This is a genomic window from Paraburkholderia sp. CNPSo 3272 (assembly GCF_024206495.1).
Taxonomy (GTDB): domain Bacteria; phylum Pseudomonadota; class Gammaproteobacteria; order Burkholderiales; family Burkholderiaceae; genus Paraburkholderia.
Map to the genome: position 1 here is coordinate 32557 of NZ_JAMBPQ010000001.1, position 17714 is coordinate 50270.

Here is a 17714-nt window from a genome sequence, read left to right on the forward strand (position 1 = left end):
TTGCGTCATTACCCGCATTCGGGCGCGCCGTTTTTCTCCTATGATGGCTGCAGCGGCGGCCCCTCCCCGCGCAATCACCCATTAGCCATCGGGCTGCCGCGTTGACGTTGATGCCAAGGCATCGAACGGAGGCGCAGATGGCATGGAGACACAAGAACCGCTGGTTTCGCCGCTGGCTCATGGTGATCACCTTCTGGCTCGTGCCGGTGATGATCGTCGCGGTGCGCGAGGTTCAAGATGAGATGGCGTATAACCGCGCGGATCTGCAGCGCGCGCTGACCTCCTGGACCTTCACCGACGCAGAGCGCCACGCCGGCGCCCCGCTGCGCTGCCACGGCACGCCCGAAACCGCCCGTGCGGCCGGCTGCCCCGCCTCGGTGCTCGCGGCGAATGCGCAGCGGCAGCAGGAAGCGCGCGACGAATACGCCGTTCGGCGCACGACGCTCGCGGGCTACCTGTGGCACGCATTCGTCGGTTACTGGGTCGTGCCCGCTGCGGTGCTGCTTGCGATCGGCGTGCTGATCGGCGGCGTGAAGCGCGCCCTGCGGCGGCCCACGGCCAAGCCAGTGCCGGAGCGCTAGCGCTGTCGTGCATGCTCCAGCGCGCAGCGTTTGTGCTGCGCAGCCTCAAAGTGCGGGTGGGGACGTTCGGGTATAACGACGGGACGCCGTGACATCGCGGCGCCCGGAAACAAGAACGGAGAACAAGATGACCGCATCTCGCTTGCTTTTGAAGGCTTCTGTCGCAATTGCCGTCGGCGTCGCGGCACTCTCGGGCTGCACCACCACGGGCAGCCAGGCACCCAGTGCCGCGACCAACGCATCGCGCGCCCAGTCGATCAACTCCGACGTCGACGCCACCCTCTCGCGCCTCTATCAGACCGTGCCGGGCTCGCGAGAGCTGGTCGGCAAGGCTCGCGGCATTCTCGTGTTTCCGCGTGTGATCCAGGCCGGCATCGGCGTCGGCGGCGAACACGGCGACGGCGCGCTGCGGGTGGGCGGCAGCACGGTTGGCTTCTACAGCACGTCGTCGGCTTCGGTCGGCGCAACGCTCGGCGTGCAGTCGAAGTCCGTCATCTATCTTTTCATGACCGAAGACGCGCTGGCGAAATTCCGCAATTCGAGCGGCTGGTCGGCAGGCGGCGACGCATCGGTCGCGCTCGTGAAGGTCGGCGCGAACGGCTCGATCGACACCACCACGGCCACCAAACCCGTGCAAGTCTTCGTGCTCACCAACAGCGGGCTGATCGGCGACCTCTCGCTGGGCGGCACGAAGATCACGAGACTCGACCTCTAAGCGCAGCGCGAACGTCCGCGCGCTCAGCTCGCGGACGTATCGATCACCTTGAAGCGCGAGCGCTTGTTCGCGCGAATCACCGCCTCGTACGCCTGCACGTACTCTTGCGCCATGCGGTGCGAGGTGAAACGCTCTTCGAAGCGGTGCCGCACGCCGGCGCGCGGAACGCGAACGATGCGGTTCACCGCCGCCACGGCGCCGATTTCGTCCTCGACGATAAAGCCCGTCACGCCATCTTCCACCACCTCGGGCACCGCGCCGCGATTGAACGCGATCACGGGCGTGCCGCACGCCATCGCCTCGATCATGACGAGGCCGAACGGCTCCGGCCAGTCGATCGGAAACAGCAGCGCATGGGCGCCGGAGAGGAATTCGGCCTTCTGGCTGTCGTTGATCTCGCCCACGTACTCGACGTGCGGCAGCGCAAGCAACGGCTTGATGTCGCGCTCGAAATACTCGCGGTCGGCTTCGTCGACCTTCGCGGCGATCCGGATGGGCAGCCCACAGCGCCCGGCAATGCGTATCGCCGTGTCGACTCGTTTTTCCGGCGAAATACGGCCTAGAAACGCCAGATAGCGCTGCTCCACCGGCTGCGGCGTGTAAAGCGTCCCGGGCAGGCCGTGGTAGACCGTGCGCAGCCAGCGCGCCTGCGGCATCGGCTGGCGCTGCGCATTCGAGATCGAAATCACTGGCGCGGTGTTGAACGTATCGAAGACCGGCTGCTGCTCGGGCAGGTCCAGACGGCCGTGCAGCGTCGTCACGAACGGCGTTTCCTGGCGCTTGAACACCGAAAACGAGTAGTAGTCCATATGGAAATGCAACACGTCGAACTTGTCGGCCTGACGGCGCACCATTTCCATGAGAAGCATATGCGGAGCGATGCGGTCGCGGATGCCGGGGTCGAGCCGCAGCGCGCGTGGCCAAACCGGCTCGAGCTTCGCGCTCGTGAGCGAATCGCCGCTCGCGAACAGCGTGACGTCGTGCCCGAGTTCGACCAGCGCTTCGGTGATATACGACACGACGCGCTCGGTGCCGCCATAGAGCTTCGGCGGGACCGATTCGGTCAGCGGGGCGATCTGCGCAATTCTCATCGTGTGTCTCCAGGAATCGGGGCCACGTTGCCCGTTCTTGCGGTGCTGGTCATTCTAAGCCAGGTCCGGGCGGCCATCGGCGACGCAGCAATCAGCCCATTATTCGTCAAGCCGGGCGCGCGTGCCGGCCGTCTTTCAATTTCTATACGGTGTTACATGCCGAAACAACCCCTGCGTTTGCCCTACCGGGCTATCTGGCGGCCCATTTCCAGGCCGGCAGGTCGAGCGCGTCTGGTTGGGCGAACCCGGTCGCGCCGAGCCGCCGTTCGAGCACGACCGACTCTCCATCAGCGTTGCTGGGGGACCGCTGCGAGGTCGCGCAGGAAGGTGTCTCGCCAGACGCCGAGATCGTTGCGTCTGAGCGCCTCCATGTTGGTCTGGTAGCGCGCCTGGCGCTCTTCGAGCGGCATCGAGAGCGCGTGTTCCAGCGCCTCCGACATGCCGGCAGCATCATGAGGATTCACGAGCAATGCGCCCGTGAGTTCGGCCGCCGCGCCCGCGAAGATCGACAGCACGAGCACGCCCGGATCGCTGGGATTCTGCGCGGCCACGTATTCCTTGGCGACCAGGTTCATGCCGTCGTGCAGGGGCGTCACATAACCGATCTGCGACTCGCGAAAGAGCGACATCAGTTTCCAGCGGTCGTACTGCTGGCTCAGATAGCGGATCGGCGTGTAATCGAGGCCAGAGTAGCGCCCGTTGATGCGCCCGGCCTCACGCTCCAGCTCCTCGCGTATCACCTTGTAGCTCGCGACATCCGAGCGTGTGGGCGGCGCGATCTGCACGAGCGTGACCTTGCCGCGCCATTCGGGCGACGTTTCCAGCAACTGCTCGAACGCATGGAAACGCTCGACGAGTCCCTTCGAATAGTCGAGCCGGTCCACGCTCATGATGAGCTTGCGCCCCTCCAGACTTTGCTTGAGGTCGAGCACGTGCTGGCGGCTTTCGTAACGCGCGGCCTGCTCGGCGATCTCGTCCGGAAACACGCCGATGCGGTAGACCCCCGTGCGCAGCTTGCGGCCATACCCCTCGACCTCGCCGTGCTCTGGATTCTCTGCGCTCTCGCTGACCTTGCCGCGCGCCTCGCGCGCAATGTAGTCGTGAAACGCCTGCTGGTCGTTCTGGGTCTGGAAGCCTAGCAGGTCGTAACAGCACAGCGACCTGACGAGTTCGTCGTGGGGCGGAATGGTCTGCAGCACCTGCGGCGAAGGAAACGGAATATGCAGGAAGAAGCCGATGCGGTTGCGCACGCCTTCCGAGCGCAGCGCCTCGGCGAACGGAATCAGGTGATAGTCGTGGACCCAGATGTTGTCGTCCGGGTGGATCAGCTTCATGAGCTTGTGCGCGAGCCACGCGTTCACGCGGCGGTAGCCCGCATATTCGTCGCGCTCGTAGCGCGCGAGGTCGTTGCGGTAGTGGAAGACCGGCCAGAGCGTGGCGTTCGAGAATCCGCGGTAGTACTGATCGTAGTCCTTGCGTGTGAGGCCGACAGTCGCAAAGGTGACGTGGCCTTCTTCGACGAGCGTCGGCCCCGCGTTCGCCACCGTCTCGCTCACCACGTCGCCGCTCCAGCCGAACCACACGCCGCCCGCGTCCTTCAGCGCGCCGAATACGCCGACTGCGAGGCCGCCCGCCGAGCCCTTGGTTTCAGTCGGCGTCGCGACGCGGTTCGAGACGACTATCAGTCTGCTCATCTTGCTGTTCCTCCTCCTTTCCCTCTCGACCGCTATCAGCGGTTATCAACCATTGTCGCGGCGGCTTTCGGTCGCCGGCTCGCGGGCGTCATTGGCTCGCGCAGACTGCGCTGCGTCCGCTCCCCTGGCCGCTTCCGACGCCTTAGGCGCCGACGCTTCGTGTGGCCGCGCCGGGCGGTGCGTCTCGAGCTCCTCGCCGTCTCCCGGCACGCGCGTGCCCGTCACGGGATCCGCCTCGGTATGGGCCGCCGTGCTCGCCGCCGCCTGCCGCACGGGACGACGCACGAAGGACGGCAGTTCACCGGTACTGCTTTCGAGCTCCGCGGAAACTTCGGCGCGCGCGCGAGGCAGGAACTGCGGATAGTGCTCGTTGACGAAATCGAGCAGCCCTTCGCGCACGCGGCAGCGCAAATCGAAGTTCAGGCCGGAGTCGCGCGAACTCACCAGCACGCGAACCTGCATCGCGCGCTCGTTGGCGTCGGTGACCTGTAAAACCTGCACGCGGCGGTCCCATTCGGGCGCACCGTCGACGATGCGCGCGAGCGCTTCGCGCAGCGGCGCGAGCGGCATGCGGTAGTCGAGCCACAGAAACACCGTGCCGATGATCTGCGAGCTGCTGCGCGTCCAGTTCGCGAACGGATTCTCGATGAACCACTGCAGCGGCACGATGAGCCGCCGCTGGTCCCAGATTCGCACCGAAACATAGGTGCCGGTAATTTCCTCGATGCGCCCCCACTCTCCCTGGATTACGACCACGTCGTCGAGCCGGATGGGCTGGGAGAGCGCGATCTGCAGACCGGCAATCAGATTGCCTAGCACGGGGCGTGCCGCGATACCGGCGACAAGACCGGCAACCCCGGCCGAAGCCAGCAGGCTCGCGCCGATCTGCCTCACGTTCGGGAAGGTCATGAGCGCCGCGCCCACGCCCACGATGATGATGAGCACCATCACCGTGCGCGCGAGCACGCGGGCCTGGGTGTGGATGCGGCGGGCCTGGAGGTTGTCGGCGATGTCGAGCGGATGGGCGGCGATGATGGCCTCGCCGATCGCCGCCGCGCAGCGCACCGAAAGCCAGGTGATCGCGGCGATCAACGCGAACGCGCACAGCTCGCGCAGCCCGCTGATGTGCCTGAGCGTATCGGGCGCCTGCCACCAGACGAATTCGATCGCGAGGATCGCGAGCACGGCGAGCGCCGGCTTGCGGATATAGCGCAGAAACATGCTGACCCGCGGATAGGGGCGCGCGATGCGCAGCAAGACGCGGCCGCCGACCCAGTGCAGGCCGAACGCGAAAACGAGCGCGAGCGCGCTCATGAACAACGTGCCGAGCCAGTCGTGCAGCGGCGCGTCGGTGAAATGGGAAAGATCGTCGAGTGTCGGCATCTGCGGCCAGTTCCTCCTGAGCATCCTGAGCAAAGGGCGACGCTTGGAAACGGCACGGGCGCAGGCCCGCGGACGGCTGCGGCGAAAGTGACAGCTGGCCTCGCCGCGGCCTCGAAGATGAACGGCGCGGCGGCAGTTCGGTGCCGCGCCGTGTTTGTCGCTATGTCTAACTACGGACTACGGATTACGACTCGAACCCCGGCGGCTTCAACCGCCGTTGCCGGTCTTGCAGGGAAACGCCTTGCCGAGCCCGAGCGAAATGGCAGTGCTGGCGTTGTAGCCGGCCACGTTCGGGTTGTCGGCGATGTACTTGCGCACCGCGTCGGTGAGTTGCGCCGAACGAGCATCGGGCGGCAGGCAGAAGTATTGACCCACGCGCGGTCCGGTAGTGCCGCCGATGGCGTCGATGGTGTTGAAGATGCCGTCCGCGGCACCTTCGATATAGGCAGCGCACGCGCTGCGCGAAGCCACATCGGTCTTGGTGCAGAGCCGGTTGAGGTCGCTTGCCGTGAATGCGAAAGCGGAGAGCGGCAACGCCATCGCGCCCGCACAGATCAGAACCCGCAGCATGGTTCTCCTTGAATTGTCATGGGGAGCGGCGCATCGAGCGCCGCCGGGCGGCCGCGTTGGTCCAGTGCGGCCGTCTTTATCCCCATTATTTTGCACTGTTTTGCGGCGCTGCCGGGCTCGCCGTGGAGAGGCCGGCCTGGGTCATGCGCGCCGTGAGGTCCTTGATCGCGTCCGGCGCCTTGTACTGGCGCGCGAAATCGAGCGCCGTCATGCCGATCTGGTTCTTCGCGCCAAGCGTCGCGCCGTGCTCGAGCAGCATCTGGAGAGTAGTGAGATGGTCGCCGCGCGCGGCCATCATGAGCGGCGTCGTACCGTTGGGCGACAGCGCGTTGACGTCGGCCGAATAGCCGATCAGCAGCTTCGCGACGTCGTCATTGCCGTTCGCGGCGGCGTAGTGCAGCGGCGTCCAGCCCTTCTTGTTGACCTCGGCGCCCTTGGTGATCAGGAGCTTCACGAAGTCCACGTCGCCGTTGAGCGAGGCAAGCATCAGCGCGTTTTCGCCTGCGCGGTCTTCGGCGGCGATGTTCGTCTTCGGGTTGTCGAGCAGCAGCGCCCCGACCTTGTCGGACTTCTCGCGCGCGGCCAGCACGAGGAGCGGCATGCCTTGGTCGTCGGTGGCGTTCGGGTCCATGCCCTGCGCGAGCGCTTTTTGCACGCCCTTGTCGTCGTCGAACTTGACGCTCTTGATGAGCGAGTCGAGCGGCGCGGCGTGCGCCGCGGCGCCGAACAAGGTGGCGGCGACGCCGAGCACGAGCGCGGCGGCAGTACGGCGGACAGGGTTTGTGGCGTGCGGAAGCGGTTTCAAGTTCATGTCAAGCCTTAACGTTATCTGCTATCTCGTTGATATTCAATACAATTGACAGCATGCGGTTCGCGATTCAGGCCGGTGGCTGGATCTTGAAGAGCCGGAAAAAATTCTGCGTGGTGACAGCGCCAAGTTCGGCGTCCGGCAGTCCGCGTTGCTGCGCAATGAATCTTCCGACATGGCTCACGTACGCAGGTTCATTGGGTTTGCCACGAAATGGCACCGGCGCGAGGTATGGCGAATCGGTTTCGATCAAAAGGCGCTCGATCGGCACACGGCGCGACACTTCCTGCACGTCGGTTGCGCTCTTGAACGTCACAATGCCCGAAAGCGAGATGTAAAAATTCTGCGCGAGCGCGCGCTCGGCTATCGCCCACGGCTCCGTGAAACAATGCATCACGCCGCCCGGCTCGCCCGCGCGCTCTTCTTCCATGATGCGCAGGGTATCGTCCGAAGCGGCTCGCGTATGGACGATGAGCGGCTTGCCCGTGGCGTGCGCCGCTCGAATGTGCGTGCGAAAGCGCTCGCGCTGCCATTCCATGTCGGCGATCGTCCGCTCGCCCAGGCGATAGTAATCGAGCCCCGTTTCACCGATCGCCACCACCTTCGGGTGCCCGGCCAGCTCGACCAGTTCGGCCACGCTCGGCTCGCGCATGTGCTCGTGATCGGGATGCACGCCCACCGACGCGTAGACGTTCTCGTAGCGGCTCGCGATGTCGAGCACCGAAGGCAGCGTTTCGAGGTCCACCGAGACGCACAGCGCGTGGGTGACGGCGTTCTCGCGCATGTTCTCGAGCACCTGCGGGAGGCGGTCGCCGAGGCCCTCGAAATTGATGTGGCAATGTGAATCGACAAACATGAGTGGTCCTGCGATGGAAGATTCAGGCCTGATCGGGTGCGTCAGCGCCCGTCAGGCGAACAGTTCACGATAGCCGAGAAAGAGTTCCTCGAACACGAGGCGCGCATTCAGCGGATGGTTTTCCACGGCGCGCTGGCGTGTGACCGTCTTCAGGTAGCGCGCCAGCGCCGCAGCGTCGAGCTTCGCGGCGCAGCGCGCGAGGCCGCCGGCGGCCTGCGGGAAGTAGCGCGGGCGGCCCGCCGTGCGTTGGGCAAGCAGATCGTAGACCCAGCGCTGCAGCCAGCCGAGCACGAGCGGCACCGGCAGCTTCTGCAGCGTCTCGCCGCACGCGAAGGCGTCGCAGGCGGGGCCCGCCGCGAGCTGGGCCAGGGTCCAGTCGCGCAGCGTACGGTTTTCGTCGTGCGCGAGCGCAAGCGCCGCGAGGGGCGCGCCACCGGCTTCGGCGAGCAGCGCCGGCGCGTCGTCCACGCCCTGCTGCGCGAGCCAGGCCGCGGCAGCTTCGGGCGCGGGCGTGCCCATGGGCCACTGGCGGCAGCGGCTGATGATCGTCGGCAGCAGGCGGTCGATGCGCGCCGACACCACGAGGAACACCACGCCCGCGGGCGGCTCTTCTAGCGTCTTCAGCAGCGCGTTGGCGGCGGCGACGTTGAGCGCCTCGGCCGGATACAGCACGACCACGCGCAGGCCGCCGCGATGCGAGCCCACGCCCGTGAAGTCGAGCAGCGCCCGCACCTGCTCGATGCGAATTTCCTTGCTGGGCGCACGGCCCTTCTTGCCCTCTTCGCCGTCGGCCTTGTCAGCCTTGTCGGCTTTGGCGTCATCGTCGCCGGGCGGGCCGATTTCGCCCGCCAATGCCTCGGGCACGACGATGCGGTAATCCGGATGATTGCCCTGGACGAACCATTTGCACGCTGCACAGGCGCCGCACGGCTCGCCGCCCGCCAGAGGCGCTTCGCAGAGCAGCCCCTTCGCCAGATGCTGCGCAAACTGCAGCTTGCCGATGCCCGCCTGGCCATGCAGCAGGAGCGCATGCGGCCAGTGGCTGCGCAGTTGCTGCAGGCGTTGCCAGTCGTCGCTTTGCCAGGGATAGATCATCTTCGGAATCAATGGGTTAAGCGATCTCTAGCAAGATTCACATGGAGATCGCGCAGTCCTGAAAAGAACGCCAAATACCGCCTTGAAATTAAAGCGCTGCGATCACATCCTCGAGTTTTTTGCGAATCGCCTCGATGCCCTGCGACGAATCGACGATCGCGAAACGATACGGCGCCTCTTCCGCACGGCGCAGGTATTCGGTGCGCGTGCGCTTGAAGAACGCGTCGGATTCGCTTTCGAAGCGATCGGGTTCGCGCGCCGCGCCGCGCCGCTCGCTCGCCGTGTCGGGCGGCAGGTCGAACAACACCGTCAGGTCGGGCTGGAAACCGCCCTGCACCCAGCGCTCCAGCGTTTCGAGCTTGTCGCGCGGCAGCCCGCGGCCGCCGCCCTGATAGGCGAAGGTGGCGTCGCTGAAACGGTCGGACAGCACCCAGTCGCCGCGCGCGAGCGCGGGCTCGATCACCTTGGCGAGATGTTCGCGGCGCGCCGCGAACATCAGGAGCGCCTCGGTTTCGAGGTCCATCGGCTGATGCAGCACGAGTTCCCGGATCGACTCGCCCAGCGGCGTGCCGCCGGGCTCGCGCGTCATGACGACGGTACGGCCCGTCGGCGCGAGTTTCTGGGCGAGCTGATCGCAAAACCAGGCGAGATGCGTGGTCTTGCCCGCGCCGTCGATGCCCTCGAACGTGATGAATCGGCCCCGCGCCATTTAATTTCCCCGGATGTATTTGTCGACGGCCTTGTTGTGGTCGACAAGATTGTCAGAAAAGACGCTGCTGCCGTCGCCGCGCGCCACGAAGTACAGCGCAGCCGTCGATGCCGGATTGAGCGCCGCCTGGAGCGCCGCGACGCCCGGCAGCGCAATGGGCGTTGGCGGCAACCCGAGGCGCAGGTAGGTATTGTAAAGAGTGTCCGACTGCAGATCGCGCTTGCGCAAATGGCCCGCGTAGTTGTCGCCCAGACCGTAGATCACGGCCGGATCGGTCTGCAGCGGCATGCCCACTTTCAGGCGGTTCGAGAACACGGCCGCCACGAGCGCGCGGTCGGCGGCGCGTCCCGTCTCCTTTTCGACCAGCGACGCGAGCGTCAGCGCCTCGTAGGGCGACTTCAGCGGCAAGCCAGGCGCGCGCGCGGTCCATGCTTCGTTCAGGCGCGTCTGCATCAGGTGGTACGCACGGCGATAGACGTCGAGGTCGCTCGAGCCCTTGTCGAACAGATAGGTGTCGGGGAAAAACAGCCCCTCGCCGCTGCCGTTCGGCGCGGGCGGCGCGCCGATCGCCGCGAGCAGTTCGGCATCGCTCATCCCGGCCGTGTCGTGGCGCAGCGCGGGGTTGGCGTCGAGTTCGGCGCGCATGTGCTTGAAGGTCCAGCCTTCGATGATGGTGGCGGCGGACTCGTTCACGTCGCCGAGCGCCATCTTTTGCAGCACCTCATAGGGCGTAACGCCCGCCTTGAATTCGTAGTTGCCCGATTTGAGCTGGCTTTGCAAGCCGAGCACGCGCGTCATGAGCACGAAAAGTTGCGTCTGCACAGGGACGCCGCCGCGCCGCAATTGCAGGGTGACGCTGCGCACGGTGCTGTGCGGCTTGATGGTGACGTCGAGCTGTGGGGCGGCCAGTTCGAGCGGCGTGGTGGCCCAGCGCCATACGCCGCCTGCCGCGGCGGCGCCAATCACGACTAGCGCGGCGCCGGCAACAAGGCATTTCTTCAGAAGGGACATGGAAACACGACTCAGGGGGACCTCATATAATAACTGCTTGCCCTCGCTAAAGTCAGGATTGACTGTTCCCCGAATCCATGAACTCACCGCTCGATCCCGCTTCCACGCTTTCCGCTCCTGAATCCACGGCCGACTTCGACGCCGTTCTGAAAGGCGGCGCCTACGCGATCCTGCCGCAGTTCGGCGTGATCGACGCCACTGGCGACGACGCCGCGACCTTCCTGCACAGCCAGCTCACCAACGACGTCCAGCATCTCGACGTGGCCGGCGCGCGCCTCGCGGGCTACTGCTCGCCCAAGGGCCGTCTGCTCGCCTCGTTCCTCACCTGGAAGACCGGCGACACGATCCGTCTCCTGATTTCGAAGGACGTGCAAGCGCCGGTGCAAAAACGGCTGTCGATGTTCGTGCTGCGCGCGAAGGCCAAGCTCACCGACGACAGCGACAAGCTGCTCGTGGTCGGCCTCGCAGGCGACGTACGCGGCGCGCTCGCGAGCGTGTTCGACGCGCTGCCCGACGGCGTGCACGTGAAGGTGGACGACCCCACAGGCACGCTGATCCGGGTGCCCGACGCGGCCGGCGTGCTGCGTTATCTGTGGGTCGGCCCGAAGGAAGCGGTGCAGGAGCGTCTCGCGAAGCTCGAGGGTTTGGTCAAGCGCGTGTCGCCGGCGGTGTGGGACTGGCTCGACATTCGCGCGGGCGAGCCGCGGATCACGCAGGCCGTGAGCGAGCAGTTCGTGCCGCAGATGGTCAACTACGACGTGCTCGGCGGCGTGAACTTCCGCAAGGGCTGCTACCCTGGCCAGGAAATCGTCGCGCGCAGCCAGTATCGCGGCACGATCAAGCGCCGCACCGCGCTCGCCAATGTGGCCGCGAGTCTGGGCGCCGCGCATGCGGGCGCCGAACTCTTCCATTCGGACGACCCGAGCCAGCCCTGCGGAATGGTCGTGAACGCCGCCGCCGCGCCCGAGGGCGGCGTCGATCTGCTCGCCGAGATCAAGCTTGCCGCGCTCGAAACGGGCAGCGTGCATCTCGGCGCTGCGGACGGCCCCGCGCTGCGCGTGTTGCCGCTGCCGTACGCGTTGCCGGCCGAAATTTGACGCTGCGCACCGCGTCCATCTCACGTGAGGCGCCTGGCGCCTCGCGTTGCCCGGGCGTGGCCCCAGACCCGACCCTGCAAGGGCCAGTTTCATGTGCCTGATCGTCTTCGACTGGCGTCCACGCGCGAGCGTCGGCGCGCTTTTCACGCTAGCGGCCAACCGCGACGAGTTCCTGCGCCGGACCGCCGACCCGCTGCACTGGTGGAACGCCTCGGACGAGGTCACCTCGCCTGGCAGCTCGGCAACGGACGTGCTGGCGGGCCGCGATCTCGTCGGCGGCGGCACGTGGCTCGGCATGACGCGCAGCGGCCGCTTCGCCGCGCTCACGAACTATCGCGCGCCGAACGACATGCGCCCCGACGCGCCCACGCGCGGCACGCTAGTCTCGCGCTGGCTCACCGGCGCGCAAGGCCTGCCCGATACGCCGCTCGGCTATCTCGAGGAGATCGCGCGCTCGGGCGATCTCTACAACGGCTTCAATCTGATCGTCGGCGAGTGGACGCGGCGCGAGCTGGCGTGGTACTGCAATCGCGCGGACCGCGCGCCTGCCTTGCTGCCCGAAGGCACGCACGGCATTTCGAATGCCGTGCTCGACACGCCGTGGCCCAAGCTCGTACGCAAGCGCGCGGAACTCGCGCAGCTCGCCACCGGCGACGCGCAAGTCCCACTCGCGCGGCTAGTTGACATGATGCGCGATCCGCAGGTCGCGCCCGACCGAGAGTTGCCCGCCACGGGCATTTCGCTGGAACGCGAACGCGCGCTTTCCGCGGCATTCATCGAAACGCCCGACTACGGGACGCGCGGCACCACGGCACTGCGCGTCACGCTGCGCGGCGCGCTACTGGACGTGGAAGCACTGGAGCGCAGCGACGACGACGGCGCGCATCGCGTCGTCCGCCCGGGCGCTTTCGAGCGCCGCGAGACCTTTACGATCGAACGAGGCTGAGCAGCCTTTCAGTCGCCCGTGACGAACGCCACGCGCAGCGTGTGAGCGGCCTATTGCTGCGCGCGCCCACATGGTTACCCGAACGGGCCGCGCGCCCTACCGCGAGCACGACTGCGATCTTCGCGGTGAGTGGCATCGCACGGCCCCCGTGCGCCGCGTTTATTGCGGCGCTTTCTTGACTTCTGGTTTGAGCGAGAGCGGATCGGTCGGGTTGCGCAATGTTTCGATGTCCTCATGACGCAGCTTCACCGATGGAAGAATCTGCGGATGCGTGAGGATATAGAAGCGCCCTTCCCGCACTGCTTCGAATGTCGCCTTCGCGACGTCGTCGGGCGTGAGCTTGCCGGAACGCACCGCGCGCTGCAACTGCAAATCGGCGGCCTGCTGCGAGCGCGTGAGCGGCGCTTCGTTGCGCAGATCGTCGGGGCGGCTGCGCTCGGCGTTCGCAATGCCGGTCGACACGAAGGCCGGACACAGCAGCGAGCAGCTCACCTTGTCGGTCACATTCTTCAGGTCGTGATAGAGCGTTTCGGTGAGCGAGACCACGGCATGCTTGGACGCGTTGTACACGCCCATGGCGGGCGGCGAAAGCAGCCCCGCCACCGAAGCGGTGTTGACGATATGCGCGCGCTCGCCCTGCGCGAGCATTGCTGGCGTGAAGCTGCGCACGCCATTGGCGACGCCCATCACGTTCACGCTGAACACCCAGTCCCAGTCCTTCGCGCTGCTTTCCCACACGAAGCCGCCGGTGCCGACACCCGCGTTGTTGAAGAGCAGATGGACCTTGCCATAGGCGTCGAGCGCGGCCTTAGCGAGTGCGTCGACCTGCGCGGCGTCGCGCACGTCGGTGCGCACGCCGATGGCCTGCGCGCCGCCTTCGCGCAATGCATTGACGGTTTCGTCGAGCAGTGTCTGATCGACATCGGCGAGCACGAGCTTCATGCCGAGCGCTGCGGCCTGCTGCGCGAACGCGCGGCCAAAGCCGCTTGCCGCGCCCGTGATGACGGCCACGCGGCCGTCGAACTCAAACGGTTCGGACATTGCGAATCCTGCGGTGAAGGTTGCGGTGAATACTGCGCACGGAAAAGCGAAGCGCCCTTTCCGGGCGCTTGCGCTCACGTTCGGATAGTTAGATCAGCTTGACGAGCTGCTTGCCGAAGTTCTGGCCCTTGAGCATGCCGAGGAACGCGCTGGGCGCGTTCTCGAGCCCGTCGGCCACGGTCTCGCGATACGCGAGCTGCTGCTTCGCGACCAGCGTACCCAGCTCCGTCAGCGCCTGCGGCCACACTTCCATGTGCTCGCTCACGATGAAGCCCTGCACGAGCAGGCGCTGCGTGAGCATCAGCTGCGGGTACTTGAGCGGCATCGGCTCGCCGTCGTAACCGGCGATCATCCCGCACAGCGCGATGCGGCCGAAGGCGTTCATGCGCGCGAGCGTAGCGTCGAGCACCGCGCCGCCGACGTTCTCGAAGTAGCCGTCGACGCCGTCCGGCGTCGCGGCCTTGAGGTCCTCATAGAGATTGCCGGCCTTGTAATCGACGCATGCGTCGAAACCGAGCGTGTCCACGACATAGCGGCATTTGTCCGCGCCGCCTGCGATACCTACCGCGCGGCAGCCCGCGCGCTTCGCAAGCTGGCCGACCACGCTGCCCACCGCGCCGCTCGCCGCGCTCACGACGACGGTTTGCCCCGCCTTCGGCTCGATGATGCGATTCAGGCCGTACCACGCGGTGACGCCCGGCATGCCGACCGGCCCGAGGTACGCGGAAAGCGGCACATGCGTCGTATCGACGACATGCAGGTCGCTGCCGTTCGAGGTGCCGAACTCCTGCCAGCCGAACATGCCCACGACCTTGTCGCCGACTTTGAACTTCGCGTTGCGCGACTCGACCACCTCGCCCACCGTGCCGCCGATCATCACCGAGTCGAGCGGCTGCGGCGCCGCGTAAGACTTGCTGTCGTTCATGCGCCCGCGCATGTACGGATCGAGCGAGAGGTAGTGGTTGCGCACGCGCAGCTGACCCTCTTCGAGCGGTGCGAGCGGCGTTTTGACGAGGCGGAAGTTATCGACGCTCGCGGCGCCTTCCGGGCGCGAAGCGAGCAGGATCTGGCGATTGGTCTGGGTCATGGCGTCCGTGTTGCTTCGTTGGGCGCGGCGAGGCGTTGCACGCGTGCCGCGCGAGAGAACAGCAACCGGGTGCGCACGAGCAAAGCCCTCGCACGCGCCCGATTGCGCGTTTAACCGTCGCTTGGGCCCGGCCGTGCGCTGGGGTCGCTGCGCAGACGCTGACGCGTCACGTCGCGGCCCACCGCAAGCCGGCGCATGTACTTGAAGGTGCCGAGCGCCTTGGCGACGAAATGGCCTTCGCTGTCGCGAATCTCGCCTTCGCAATAGGCCATGGTGGTGGAACGGTGCAGCACGCGGCCCGTGGCGCGCAATTCGCCGCGCCCGGGCTGCATGAAGTTCACTTTCATTTCGACGGTCACAACGCCCACGCCGTCGGCGGCGACGCTGCGCGCCGCCATGGCGAGCGCGATGTCGGCGAGCGTCATCGTGACGCCGCCGTGCGCGACGTCCCATGTATTCAGATGCCGTTCGGCAAGCGGCAGCACGACTTCGCTCGCGCCGTCACGCGCGCTCACGAGTTGCGCGCCGAGATGCTCGACGAAGGGACTCTCGATGATCGTAAGCGACGTTTGCGGTTCTTGAGCGTCTTCGCTTTTTGGCGCGCCGCCGCCGTGCGGTTGATCTGCGGTACCGGTCATGATGCGTTTCAGACCGCGTAATCCACGCACTGGCGCGATTCGACCACGAGCTTCGCGAACTGCTTCACGACGAGATGTTTGGGGTGGTCCTGATAGCCGTCGAGCGCGGCCTGATCGGCGAAGTCGGAAACGAGTACGAGGTCGTACGTGGAAGCGAGGCCCGGCCCGGCGACGCCGACTTCCAGGTGCAGCGTGCCAGGGACGAGATCGCGGCAGCCTTCGAGCAGCGCCTTGAACTTCACGACGTTCTCGGCGCGCGTCGCGCCTTCGGCCGATTCCTTGAGCTTCCACATCACGATATGACGAATCACGAACTCACCTCTTTCAGTCTGCATGGGAACAGGCGCCGCATTGTGCGCGCGCCGACTGCCGTCATGATACCCGCAGCGGCTCGGGCGCGAGGGCGGCCCGGCGGGCGTGGAGCAGCGGGAAAGCGATGAAATGGTGAGTGCGGCAGCGGCTGTCCACTGCCGCGCCCTGGCGTCAGACGACTTCGAAGAGGCCGGCAGCACCCTGCCCGCCGCCGATGCACATCGTCACCACGACGAACTTCGCGCCGCGGCGCTTGCCTTCGATGAGCGCGTGGCCCGTGAGGCGCGCGCCCGACACGCCATACGGGTGACCGACCGCAATCGCGCCGCCGTTCACGTTCAGGCGGTCGGCGGGAATGCCGAGCTTGTCGCGGCAATACAGCACCTGCACCGCGAATGCTTCGTTCAGCTCCCACAGATCGATGTCCTCGACCTTCAGGCCCGTCTGCTTGAGCAGTTTGGGCACGGCGAACACAGGACCGATGCCCATCTCGTCCGGCTCGCAGCCCGCCACGGCGAAGCCGCGGAAAATGCCGAGCGGCTGCAGGCCTTCGCGTTCCGCGACTTTCGCGTTCATCACGACGCAGGCGCTCGCGCCGTCCGAGAACTGGCTCGCGTTGCCGGCCGTGATGACGCCGCCCGGCATCGCCGTGCGGATCTTCGCAACGCCTTCGAGCGTCGTGTCGGCGCGAATGCCTTCGTCGGCGGCGATCGTTACTTCCTTCGTGACGAGCTGCCCAGTGGCCTTGTCGGCCACCCCGGCGAGCACCGTCATCGGCACGATTTCGTCGTTGAAGAGACCGGCTGCCTGCGCGGCCGCCGCGCGCAGTTGCGACTGCACGCCGTACTCGTCCTGGCGATCCTTCGGGATTTCATAGCGTTTCGCGACGTTCTCGGCCGTTTGCAGCATGCTCCAGTAGATTTCGGGCTTGTGCTGGTTGAGCCAGCCTTCGGCCACCATGTGGCGGTTCATCTCGTTCTGCACGCACGAGATCGATTCCACCCCGCCCGCGACGAACACGTCGCCTTCGCCCGCGATCACGCGTTGCGCGGCAAGCGCGATCGTCTGGAGTCCGGAAGAACAGAAGCGGTTCACCGTCATGCCCGCCACGCTCACGGGCAGGCCCGCACGCAGCGCGATCTGGCGCGCGATATTCGCGCCCGTGGCGCCTTCGGGGTTCGCGCAGCCCATGATCACGTCTTCCACGCGCGCGGGGTCGATCTTCGCGCGCTCGACGGCGGCTTGCGTCACATGGCCGCCGAGCGTGGCGCCGTGCGTCATGTTGAAGCCGCCCTTCCAGGATTTGGCGAGGCCCGTGCGGGCGGTCGATACGATTACGGCGTCAGTCATGCGATGTCTCCCACTACGAATGTTGAATCCAGAGGATGTCTTTGATTGGACGTTCAGGCGGACAGTGCCAGCACCTCGGCCGATTGCGCGCGCTGTACACCGGCGGCGAGCAACTGCTGCCACGCGGCGGCAAGCGAGCCGTTCAGGTCGATGGCGCGCGAGGCGTCTTCGATCAGCACGGTTTCGAAGCCCGCGGCGCGCGCGTCGAGCGCGGACCACGCCACGCAATAGTCGGTCGCGAGGCCGCAGCAGTACACGCGCTTCACACCCACGTCGCGCAGATAACCCGCGAGGCCCGTGGGCGTCTTGCGGTCGGCTTCGAGAAACGCGGAGTAGCTGTCCACGTCGGCGTGATGGCCCTTGCGGATCACCGCGCGCGCATGCGGCACGTCCAGGTCGCGATGCAGCGCCGCGCCTTCGGTGCCCTGCACGCAGTGCACGGGCCACAGCACCTGCTCACCGTAGGGAAGCGCCGTCGTCTCGAACGGCGCCCGCCCCGCGTGGTTGGCCGCAAACGATACGTGCTGCGCCGGGTGCCAGTCCTGCGTGAGCACCACGTGGCTGAAGCCCTGCGCGAGCCGGTTCGCAACCGGCACGACTTCATCGCCGCGCGCGACAGCAAGCGCGCCGCCGGGCATGAAGTCGTATTGCAGGTCGATCAGCAGGAGCACGTCGTCTGCGCTTCTCATTGTTCGTCCGCCTGTTCGTCCGCCTTGCGTCCGTAAGTGAT

General features: G+C 66.4%; 19 protein-coding genes. 4 read left to right on the forward strand and 15 right to left on the reverse strand.

Translation table 11 applies throughout. The features are described 5' to 3' along the window. The first annotated feature begins 137 nt into the window (after positions 1-137). The gene (locus tag M3I53_RS00150; RefSeq protein WP_254313990.1) at positions 138-581 is read left to right on the forward strand and encodes a hypothetical protein; all 444 of its coding nucleotides are present in this window, start codon (positions 138-140) and stop codon (positions 579-581) included. Between the two features lie 127 nt (positions 582-708). Beyond that, positions 709-1296, forward strand: a complete 588-nt coding sequence (locus M3I53_RS00155) for a YSC84-related protein (RefSeq protein WP_254313991.1) — start codon at positions 709-711, stop codon at positions 1294-1296. A gap of 23 nt (positions 1297-1319) precedes the next feature. On the opposite strand, the gene M3I53_RS00160 is transcribed toward M3I53_RS00155, so the two are convergent. The 9 genes from M3I53_RS00160 to mltG form a co-directional block, all read right to left on the reverse strand. After that, entirely contained in the window at positions 1320-2387 is a 1068-nt protein-coding gene (locus M3I53_RS00160; protein ID WP_254313993.1) for a glycosyltransferase family 4 protein, read from the reverse strand. Positions 2388-2674: 287 nt separating this feature from the next. Beyond that, the gene (gene otsA, locus M3I53_RS00165; protein ID WP_254313994.1) at positions 2675-4081 is read right to left on the reverse strand and encodes an alpha,alpha-trehalose-phosphate synthase (UDP-forming); all 1407 of its coding nucleotides are present in this window, start codon (positions 4079-4081) and stop codon (positions 2675-2677) included. A gap of 45 nt (positions 4082-4126) precedes the next feature. Next, positions 4127-5464, reverse strand: a complete 1338-nt coding sequence (locus M3I53_RS00170) for a mechanosensitive ion channel family protein (protein ID WP_254313995.1) — start codon at positions 5462-5464, stop codon at positions 4127-4129. A 207-nt stretch (positions 5465-5671) separates the two neighbouring features. After that, entirely contained in the window at positions 5672-6034 is a 363-nt protein-coding gene (locus M3I53_RS00175; protein ID WP_091995200.1) for a Rap1a/Tai family immunity protein, read from the reverse strand. A gap of 85 nt (positions 6035-6119) precedes the next feature. Next, the gene (locus tag M3I53_RS00180; RefSeq protein WP_254313996.1) at positions 6120-6845 is read right to left on the reverse strand and encodes an ankyrin repeat domain-containing protein; all 726 of its coding nucleotides are present in this window, start codon (positions 6843-6845) and stop codon (positions 6120-6122) included. Positions 6846-6912: 67 nt separating this feature from the next. Further along, complete coding sequence (locus M3I53_RS00185; protein WP_254313997.1) at positions 6913-7698, reverse strand: TatD family hydrolase; 786 nt, start codon at positions 7696-7698, stop codon at positions 6913-6915. Positions 7699-7749: 51 nt separating this feature from the next. Beyond that, a complete protein-coding gene (locus M3I53_RS00190) occupies positions 7750-8793 on the reverse strand; it encodes a DNA polymerase III subunit delta' (protein WP_254313998.1) in 1044 nt (347 codons plus the stop codon). Positions 8794-8881: 88 nt separating this feature from the next. Beyond that, positions 8882-9502, reverse strand: a complete 621-nt coding sequence (gene tmk, locus M3I53_RS00195) for a dTMP kinase (protein WP_254313999.1) — start codon at positions 9500-9502, stop codon at positions 8882-8884. Then, the gene (gene mltG, locus M3I53_RS00200) at positions 9503-10513 is read right to left on the reverse strand and encodes an endolytic transglycosylase MltG (RefSeq protein ID WP_254314367.1); all 1011 of its coding nucleotides are present in this window, start codon (positions 10511-10513) and stop codon (positions 9503-9505) included. A 77-nt stretch (positions 10514-10590) separates the two neighbouring features. Here mltG and M3I53_RS00205 point away from each other — a divergent pair, with 77 nt between their 5' ends. Continuing rightward, positions 10591-11610, forward strand: a complete 1020-nt coding sequence (locus tag M3I53_RS00205; RefSeq protein ID WP_254314000.1) for a folate-binding protein YgfZ — start codon at positions 10591-10593, stop codon at positions 11608-11610. Between the two features lie 91 nt (positions 11611-11701). Further along, entirely contained in the window at positions 11702-12556 is an 855-nt protein-coding gene (locus M3I53_RS00210; protein ID WP_254314001.1) for an NRDE family protein, read from the forward strand. Between the two features lie 159 nt (positions 12557-12715). On the opposite strand, the gene M3I53_RS00215 is transcribed toward M3I53_RS00210, so the two are convergent. The 6 genes from M3I53_RS00215 to pncA all read right to left on the reverse strand — a co-directional run bounded on the left by M3I53_RS00215 (position 12716) and on the right by pncA (position 17673). Beyond that, positions 12716-13597, reverse strand: coding sequence for an SDR family oxidoreductase (locus tag M3I53_RS00215; protein ID WP_254314002.1), 882 nt, complete (start codon positions 13595-13597; stop codon positions 12716-12718). Positions 13598-13685: 88 nt separating this feature from the next. Then, complete coding sequence (locus M3I53_RS00220) at positions 13686-14684, reverse strand: NADP-dependent oxidoreductase (RefSeq protein WP_254314003.1); 999 nt, start codon at positions 14682-14684, stop codon at positions 13686-13688. Positions 14685-14794: 110 nt separating this feature from the next. Beyond that, positions 14795-15322, reverse strand: coding sequence for a PaaI family thioesterase (locus tag M3I53_RS00225; protein WP_302057505.1), 528 nt, complete (start codon positions 15320-15322; stop codon positions 14795-14797). 8 nt (positions 15323-15330) lie between these two features. After that, positions 15331-15633: a Dabb family protein gene (locus tag M3I53_RS00230; RefSeq protein WP_254314368.1), complete on the reverse strand. Its 303-nt coding sequence runs from the start codon at positions 15631-15633 to the stop codon at positions 15331-15333. Between the two features lie 172 nt (positions 15634-15805). Beyond that, on the reverse strand, positions 15806-16984 hold the full coding sequence (locus M3I53_RS00235; protein WP_254314004.1) for an acetyl-CoA C-acyltransferase: 1179 nt from the start codon (positions 16982-16984) through the stop codon (positions 15806-15808). Between the two features lie 53 nt (positions 16985-17037). Beyond that, positions 17038-17673: a bifunctional nicotinamidase/pyrazinamidase gene (pncA, locus tag M3I53_RS00240; RefSeq protein WP_254314006.1), complete on the reverse strand. Its 636-nt coding sequence runs from the start codon at positions 17671-17673 to the stop codon at positions 17038-17040. Positions 17674-17714: the final 41 nt, after the last annotated feature.